The sequence below is a fragment of the Gammaproteobacteria bacterium genome, from assembly GCA_013697705.1.
Lineage (GTDB): Bacteria > Pseudomonadota > Gammaproteobacteria > UBA6002 > UBA6002 > UBA6002.
On record JACCWJ010000031.1, the window covers coordinates 22,748 to 29,622 of the forward strand.

Here is a 6,875-nt window from a genome sequence, read left to right on the forward strand (position 1 = left end):
ATTGAACGTGGCAAACCAATTGCTAATTTCTCGGGCTATAAGCCCGGGTTAATTCTCCCTTCCCTGTATTCGTCATTTTCTTTAAATTATTCTTGATTGAAATATCGACAATACTTCCTGCAATAATATTAGCGATTGCTTTACGATCATGTATTAAGGGATTAACAGGTGCAGGAGAAGGATGCGTACGACTGGTAAGAATCACTAACCATGTTTCTGTATTAGGATCGATCCACAATGAAGTTCCTGTCCACCCTGTATGGCCGTATGAATTAATAGGAAAAAGTATGCCACGATTAGAGTAACGCGTGTCAATATCCCAACCTAAGCCATGAATGTCGGCCATATTTGCTGGCGTTTGAGGGGTAATCATTTTCAATATGGTGAGGGGGCCTAATAAATATTTTGAGTTTGATTTATCGCCGCTACTGAGTCGGCCACCATTAACTAGACACTGTGCAAATCTTCCTAAATCTGCCGCATCCGAAAATAAGCCTGCCATGCCAGATACACCTCCCATGAAGTACACCGTGTCATCATGCACTTGTCCCCAGCGCAGCTTGCCACTAATCATTTGGGTAGGTGCAATTTCATTTTTATATTGAGCGGGAGGCCGATAAAAGCTGCGGTCCATATCGAGAGGTTGGAAAATATGTTTAGTTGCGTAATCATTTAGAGGTTCGTGACTAATTATTTCTACCAAGTGACCTAGCGCAATAAAATTTATATCACTATAGATAAATACAGTGCCGGGAGGATGCGTTAGATGTTGTTGTTCTACCCTTGAATACACATCATTTTCACCGAATTCGGAAATTTTGCCTTGGATATTTTCGGTAAAAGTGAGATCAGGGGCCAAGCCAGAGGTATGCGTTAGTAACTCTCGTGTTGTTATGCCTTGTTTGCCATTATGAGAAAATGCAGGCCAGTAACATCCAACGGGTAGGTCAATATCTAGCTTACCCTGTTCAACCAGTTGCATTATTGCAGTTGTTGTGACGACAGGTTTGGTCAACGATGCTACATCAAAAATGGTTCTAAACGTCATTGGTTCTACTGTCGGAATAATACTACGGTTGCCAAATACCCCTCGATAAATAATATGGCCGCGGTGGGATGCTAAAATTACAGCGCCGGGATAAAGGCCTTGATCAATGGATTTTTCCACAATGGGTGCAATTTTTTCTAATAACTTGCTACGCACTCCTGAAATATCTGAGATAAAAATTTTATGCGTGCCGGGTGGAAAATGACGTGGCGCATTATCTGCTATCGCCTGCCAACTCATTGATAGAAATAAACCTAGAATGACATAACGTAATTTTTTTGATGGCCTGTGTGACGCGACTTGTGCGCAAGATCCTTCTAACGAGCTTTTGTTTAGAGCACAAAATAATTTCATGAAGATACCTATAATTAACCGTCCGCTTCTAGGGGCAAGTAGTTACGAATAAAGTAGCTATTCAAAGTCAGGATACAATAAATATTTTTTGCGTATTTTTTTAAATGACTTTAAAGGAGCTGCCCAGCTTTTTCTAATGGTTGCTTCGCTGAGGCCCGCTTTAATTTGCTTCTCCAGTATATCTGTTCCTGCGGAGCAGCAAAATCCTTGAAAAAAATGTGCATGATCGGGATAGAGACGATAGGCTTCGATCAAGTATTTTATTTGAAGTTTGTTATCAATTTTTTTCAGCGTCGTTCTTGCATCGGCTCTCAAGTCAAATCCATGACAAAGTTTATTTTTATAGCGAGGGCTGGTACCACATACGGTGGTCGCCGGAATAAAGGTGAAATGGGTGGGCAGCCAAGGGTGGCCGAATACTTGAAAAGGGATATCAGTTCCTCGTCCAACACTCATGGCGGTAGCCTCCATCAAACCGATGGAGGGATACCAATAAATAGCCTGGATAGTTGCTAAGTTAGGAGAAGGTTTAACAGGAGGGACATACAAAGACTTATGCGTATAGTTTCGACAGGGAATGACCAGCAAATTTAACGGCTTAGATTCAGGGCTTAGCGAGAGCCATTGTTCTCCTGCTAGCATTTTTGCATATTCGCCCATCGTCATCCCATAAACAATCGGGATGGGCTGCATGCCAGTAAAGGACTTATGCTTAAGCTCGAGCACAGGGCCATCCACATAAAATCCATTAGGGTTAGGCCTATCAAGAACAATCAGTTTTTTATTATTTTTCGCAGCGGCTTCCATAAATTTTTGCAGCGAAGAAATATAGGTGTAAAACCGCACGCCTACATCTTGGATGTCGAATAATAAAATATCTACATCTTCAAGATCTTCAGCAGAAGGCTTTAGTTTTTTACCATAGAGAGAAATAATGGGCAGCCCTGTTTTAAGATCAACACAGTTACTGACTTTATTATCTTCATCCCCACGAAAACCATGTTCAGGCGCAAAAATTTTAACCACCTGAACATGGTGTTTCAGTAGCACGTCTACTAAGTGTTGACCATTAACCACAGAGGTATGATTGGCAAAAACACCCACCGTCTTGCCTTCAAGTAAGGGTAAATACTGATGAATATTTTCAGCCCCAGGTTGAATGGGCAGTGCTGCCCATATCTCCCAGGGTAAAAACAAGAGCCAAAAAACCAATAAATACTTTCTCAGTGTGCGCTCCCTATTAATTATCAAATTTTCCAGTAGGATACACATTGCGAGGATTCCAAAACATATAACCACTCGCACCTACATCATTGGTTGCTTTGATTTGCAAGCGCATTCTAGCTTCCCCAAAGTCGCCACCATGAAAGGCATAATCACGAAAAGCTTGTAACCAGGGACGGAAGCGTAGGGGTGACACTTTGACGCGCTCTATCCCACGTTTGAGTGTTAAATTAATTATTTCATAAGAATGTTGCACAGGATTACGGTAGTTTGGAATACCGAGATGGAAACCGGAAGGGTAGAGCATGGGTGAAACGACGTCTACTGCGTGCACAGCTCTGTCGATCTGTTGACCAATCCCCGTATCATCTGTATTCCATATTACATATCCAAAAATATCTGCGGCCACCATAACGTTATAAGGAGTAAGTGCTTTATGCGCAGCTTCTAAAAAGCCGGTAATGGTTCGGGTACGAGAGTCAACATTCGAAGGTTCAGAGAACATAATTCCCTTGGTATCAGGATAACGGACATAATCGAATTGAACCTCATCGAAACCTAACTTTGCTGCTGCCTTCGCAATTTCAATGTTGTAGTTCCACACTTCTTTTCTAAAAGGATCTACCCAGCGTAATTTTTCTCTATCACGAAACACACTGCCATTTTTTTTCACGGCCCATTCAGGATGAGCAGCCGCAAGCATGTCATCTTTAAATACCACTACTCGCGCTATCAGGTATAAACCTTGTCCTTTTAGATCGGCCATTAATGCAGGCATATCCTTAATAAGGATGGTATTTTGAGCACCGACTTTATCGGCCATGGGAAGATCGACTTTAAAGGGGATATAACCTCTATCTCCTTTTACGTCGATCACAAGAGCATTCATGTTATTGCGTTTAATCGTTTGGATGGCTGCATTCCGGATTTTATCACTTGCAGTGCCATACACCGTGAGATAGAGCGCTTTCACCTTGAAAGGCGTGAGTGCAATATCTCCCTTGGTATCTTTTAATTTTGACGTTTCAAAATCCAAGCGTTTATATCCCGCTGCACGAAGCTTTATTACGTCGCTTGTGCCTTTAATTTCAAACGTTCCATCCGCTGGCGTGGTCACAACTTCATCACCTATTGTGACTAAAGCCTGTTCAATCGGCTTTTTTGTTTGGGCATCAATGACGCGGCCGCTATAGCCCTGTTGAGAGGACTCTTTTGGAGACGTCTCCTTTGACGATGCTTCCTTGGTTGCCTCTGGGTTGTTAGCGTTAGCTTGTTGTGGATTATGGGGCATGTTCTTGCTGTAGATCTTAGTAAGAAACAGACTGCCGCCCAAAACTAAGACAGCAATTACAATGATTAACGGTAAACGATATTTTTTCATGAGTAGATCTCCTTTATCAGGCATTATTGCGCCTTTCCAGTGGCACCGGTCATAATAGACTCAAAACCTTTCATACCTGGTCCATTGACAATCATATAACGGGGTTGAGATAACATTTTTTCCGATTTTTGCGCCGGCTTGGCGTCGATACTAAAGGCAATGACATAACCTGCTTTTTCCGCTTGATTTTCTAAATCTTCATCATAGATTCCGAAAGGCCAGGCCAATTCATCTACTTGAATATTTAATTTTTTATCAAGTACATCCTTCGATTTCTTTAGCTGAGTATCCACCAACTTTTGATATTCCTCACCACTCAGTTTTTTCTTGTCCTTTTTAAAATTAGGATGCCAGTAAGTGTGCGATTGTATATCAAACAAACCGGTTTGTTTAAGTTTTTCCAATTCATTCCAAGTCATTGCATAGGAAGCATTGGAGATGGCCGAGGGATAGATAAAAAGAGTGACGGGGATTTTATATTTTTGCACTAAGGGTTGCATGTTCAAAAATACCGATTTGTGGCCATCATCGGCAGTAATAACAACCGATTTGGCTGGAGGTGCTGCGCCCCCTTTCAAATAAGTTACCAATGTTTTCAGGGGAATCACGGTATAACCATTATCTTTCAACCACTTTAGCTGAGCGGCGAACTCCTCTGTTTTAATTGTCATACCATCCGCTACGGTGGATCCAAAACGGTGATATACCAAGACCGGGACTCTAACTTGCTCCTCCGCTTGTACTATGCTTGAGAAACAAAGAGCCAACAAAAGAATTTTTGTTAACAACCTAACCATATAATACATTCCTATCATCCTTGATTTGTTTTGAACAAAGAGCCATGTTTCCTTTCATCGCTCACCTGCCACACAAAAATGTCTAGAAAGACAATCCATTTATTCTAGGATAAATTTTATTATTTATCTCTAACTTATGAGATTTTTCTTTTAAGCCGCACTCTGGGACGATGGGGTGAGGAAAGTAGCTCAATATAATTCCGCTGCCCATTGTTTTCAATAAATTGTAATGCTAATTTAGCCGCAACGATAATAGGGTGAAATTATGACGAAGAAATTACATGTCGGAATTCTGTTTGGGGGCAAATCTACTGAACACGAAATTTCCTTACTCTCGGCACAAAGCATTGTAAAGGCGATAGATAAGTCTAAGTATGATGTTTCTCTTATTGGAATAGATAAGCTAGGCCAATGGTACTTCTGCTCGGATGAAGCCTGTGTCACTATACAGTCTAATAAAGCCAACTCTCTGGCCTTGTTGCCAGGGCGTGAGGCGGAATCGTTTAAAATAGCAGAACTTTCGCATACCAGCCCTTCTCTGCCCACCAAGCTCGACGTTATCTTTCCAGTATTACATGGTATGTACGGCGAAGATGGTTCAATACAAGGCCTCCTTAAATTAGTGAATATCCCCTTTGTGGGTGCAGGCGTACTTGATTCTGCCATTGGTATGGATAAAGACGTCATGAAAAGATTATTACGCGATGCTGATATTCCCATTTCAAAATTTTTAGTATTCCAGCGCTATGAACAAGAAAAAATTAATTATCACCGCCTGGTCGAACAAGTTGGGCTGCCTTTTTTTGTTAAGCCCGCCAACACGGGCTCTTCTGTGGGCATCACCAAGGTTAAAAGTGAATCAGAGTGCGCCGCTGCTATAGCAGAGGCCTTTCGCTATGACCATAAAATACTTATTGAAGAATTTATTTTGGGGAGAGAAATTGAATGCGCCGTGCTGGGTAACCATGATCCTATTGCGTCTACAGTGGGTGAAATCATTCCGCACCATGAATTTTACTCTTACGAGGCAAAATATTTAGATGATAATGGCGCCACATTAAAAATTCCAGCCGATGTCTCTGGTGCAATCAGTGCACGGTTTCAGGAAATGGCTATCAATGTTTTTCGTACATTATGTTGCCATGGGATGGCGAGGGTGGATTTCTTTCTCAGGGAAGATGGAGAAATTTTTGTAAATGAAATTAATACTCTGCCTGGTTTCACTGCTATTAGTATGTATCCCAGGCTATGGGAAGCTTCTGGTTTGGATTACACGTCTCTGATTGATCGGCTATTACAATTAGCATTGGAGCATTTCGGGGAACAAAATCAGCTCAACACCCACTTCTTGATTGCAAAGTAACTATTCAGCCAATACGACGTTGGCATCGAGAGGCTGAACAGTTACATTACACATTATACATTGGAGAGTTTAGGGAGGTTGCTCCTCCCTACGCTTAACCGCCTGGTTTGAATGGCGTGTTTAGAGGATCTTTTGTGTATGCTGCGGGATCCGCCATTCTTTCCCGAACTACTGACCATGCGCTGCCATCATGACTTAAATGATTCAAAGGGCAAGCATTATGCAGTTTTTTTCGTTCTTCTACAGGCATCTTAAAAAAAAGTGCACGGTTTTCTCTTTCTTGCCGGAGCCCGCCACCCACTAATGCTACATTCACGCCTACAGCACCTACGCCTTTTACAAATTTAGCAAACATACGCACCTACCTATAATTTAAATTTTAACCTAGTAATGTCCATTATAGGCAATAGGTGTTAAGGAAATATTAAAATATAGCAAAAAATATGGGTAACCACTTTGTGCTGGACAAAAAATTGGTTCTACTTACCATCGTCCCGGGACCCATCCCTCTCACGTCGTCCCGTAAACAGACCCCTTCACATCATCCCGCGACCCACTCTCTACGTCGTCCCGCGACCCATCCCTCCACGGCGTCCTTGGACCTATCCTCCACGTCGTCCCGCGACCCATCCCTCCACGGCGTCCTTGGACCTATCCTCCACGTCGTCCCGCGATTTATTCGCGGGATCCAAATCCGATGCTGGATCC

6 protein-coding genes are annotated in these 6,875 nt (G+C 42.3%); 1 reads left to right on the forward strand and 5 read right to left on the reverse strand.

The window, feature by feature from the left end:
• Positions 1–22 precede the first annotated feature (22 nt).
• The 4 genes from H0U71_07525 to H0U71_07540 all read right to left on the reverse strand — a co-directional run bounded on the left by H0U71_07525 (position 23) and on the right by H0U71_07540 (position 4,804).
• Positions 23–1,402 carry a beta-lactamase family protein gene (locus H0U71_07525; protein MBA2654895.1) on the reverse strand — a complete coding sequence of 460 codons (1,380 nt, stop codon included), beginning with the start codon at positions 1,400–1,402 and terminating at the stop codon, positions 23–25.
• A gap of 57 nt (positions 1,403–1,459) precedes the next feature.
• Positions 1,460–2,674 carry a DUF1343 domain-containing protein gene (locus H0U71_07530; GenBank protein MBA2654896.1) on the reverse strand — a complete coding sequence of 405 codons (1,215 nt, stop codon included), beginning with the start codon at positions 2,672–2,674 and terminating at the stop codon, positions 1,460–1,462.
• Entirely contained in the window at positions 2,643–3,917 is a 1,275-nt protein-coding gene (locus tag H0U71_07535) for a GTP-binding protein (protein ID MBA2654897.1), read from the reverse strand. Before H0U71_07535 ends, H0U71_07530 begins: the two co-directional genes overlap by 32 nt.
• A 113-nt stretch (positions 3,918–4,030) precedes the next feature.
• Positions 4,031–4,804: a polysaccharide deacetylase family protein gene (locus tag H0U71_07540; protein MBA2654898.1), complete on the reverse strand. Its 774-nt coding sequence runs from the start codon at positions 4,802–4,804 to the stop codon at positions 4,031–4,033.
• A 265-nt stretch (positions 4,805–5,069) separates the two neighbouring features.
• Here H0U71_07540 and ddlA point away from each other — a divergent pair, with 265 nt between their 5' ends.
• Entirely contained in the window at positions 5,070–6,167 is a 1,098-nt protein-coding gene (gene ddlA, locus H0U71_07545; protein ID MBA2654899.1) for a D-alanine--D-alanine ligase, read from the forward strand.
• A 94-nt stretch (positions 6,168–6,261) separates the two neighbouring features.
• On the opposite strand, the gene H0U71_07550 is transcribed toward ddlA, so the two are convergent.
• Complete coding sequence (locus tag H0U71_07550; protein MBA2654900.1) at positions 6,262–6,522, reverse strand: hypothetical protein; 261 nt, start codon at positions 6,520–6,522, stop codon at positions 6,262–6,264.
• Positions 6,523–6,875 lie beyond the last annotated feature (353 nt).

Bases quoted from the DNA above. Each gene is read 5' to 3' on its own strand.
- H0U71_07525 (MBA2654895.1), bottom strand. From the start codon at position 1,402: ATGAAATTATTTTGTGCTCTAAACAAAAGCTCGTTAGAAGGATCTTGC.
- H0U71_07530 (MBA2654896.1), bottom strand. From the start codon at position 2,674: ATGTGTATCCTACTGGAAAATTTGATAATTAATAGGGAGCGCACACTG.
- H0U71_07535 (MBA2654897.1), bottom strand. From the start codon at position 3,917: ATGCCCCATAATCCACAACAAGCTAACGCTAACAACCCAGAGGCAACC.
- H0U71_07540 (MBA2654898.1), bottom strand. From the start codon at position 4,804: ATGGTTAGGTTGTTAACAAAAATTCTTTTGTTGGCTCTTTGTTTCTCA.
- ddlA (MBA2654899.1), top strand. From the start codon at position 5,070: ATGACGAAGAAATTACATGTCGGAATTCTGTTTGGGGGCAAATCTACT.
- H0U71_07550 (MBA2654900.1), bottom strand. From the start codon at position 6,522: ATGTTTGCTAAATTTGTAAAAGGCGTAGGTGCTGTAGGCGTGAATGTA.